Origin of the sequence: Bartonella sp. AP58NXGY (genome assembly GCF_042195785.1) — a bacterium.
In the GTDB taxonomy this organism is placed as follows: domain Bacteria; phylum Pseudomonadota; class Alphaproteobacteria; order Rhizobiales; family Rhizobiaceae; genus Bartonella.
In genome coordinates this window covers 1-1,043 of record NZ_JBHIOY010000111.1, presented here as the reverse complement: position 1 = coordinate 1,043, position 1,043 = coordinate 1, and the positions used below count along the sequence as shown (strand labels likewise).

Genomic DNA, 1,043 nt, shown 5'->3' with positions numbered 1-1,043 from the left:
TGATGCTTCTTGCGTACATGTTGTGCATCCTGCTTCCTGTAATTTTTGCATTTCTTCTGTACGTTTGCCGTCATGATGCTCCTTATTTTTTTCGAGTGTTTCACGATTGCTATTGCTTGTTGAAGGCTTTTGAGACATTTCACCCTTGGCACTGTTTTCTGTGCCAATTTTTCCAGCGGATTGGGCAATTTCCTTTTCTGCTTTTGCAGCTGCTGCTTCAGTCTTAGCGGCGAATTTAGCCAAAGTCTTTTCGGTAAGCTTGCCAACAAGCTTTACACCTCCCTTGGCTGCTCCAGCAACTCCCGTTATTAGGGATGCTATATCAGTCAATAATTTTCCAAGTTCAACACCCGCTTTAAAGGATCCACCAGCACCGGCTCGCTCATATTCCTCCTCCATTTTATTAATACGGTCTACATAGGATTGCCCCAAGGTTTTCCCAATCGTCGACAAAATCTCACCACTGGTGACAAAATCTTTGAGCGCTTTTAAAGTCTCGTCGGGATGTTTGGCTATTTGCAAAAAACCATCAACCGTATCGTATATTTCAGCCGGGACACCAGCTACCATACCTGCCCCAAAGCTTATATCTTGCCCTGTACTAATCGCAGACCATTTCGCAGACACTTCTGCTTGACATAAAAGGTCAGGACACTCCTTTAATTCTTTATCCATTTGGGCACGTTGAGCACTGCTGAGGTAGTTATTCTCTGCGGCATTACCTGCGGCATCGGCGCCGGTATTGACATCACCACCAGCAAGAGCAGCAGCAAAGCCCCCCGCGATGCGCGCGATATCAATGGTCTGCTCTCTAAAGTCTGCAAATTGTGCATCAATCTTGGCAGTGATGCGGGCTTGTGCTTCCGTCGTTGGGGTGCGGCCATCTAATGCCCCCATTTCCTCCTTGATAATGTTTTGCATCCACAATTTAAACTGGAGCATTGCGGCGGCTTCACCTACAGCCCCTCCCACGGCGCCAGCGGTACAATCACCACTCGCTGTCGCGCCGACAATACAGCCAAGACCGGCATGAGCAACAATTT

Annotated in this window: 1 protein-coding gene; it reads right to left on the bottom strand. The window is 47.8% G+C overall.

Annotated features, from left to right (window positions below; translation table 11 throughout):
- Positions 1 to 1,043 (bottom strand): VENN motif pre-toxin domain-containing protein (locus ACFINC_RS09820; protein WP_375617092.1); only part of this gene is annotated, 1,043 nt, incomplete at both ends.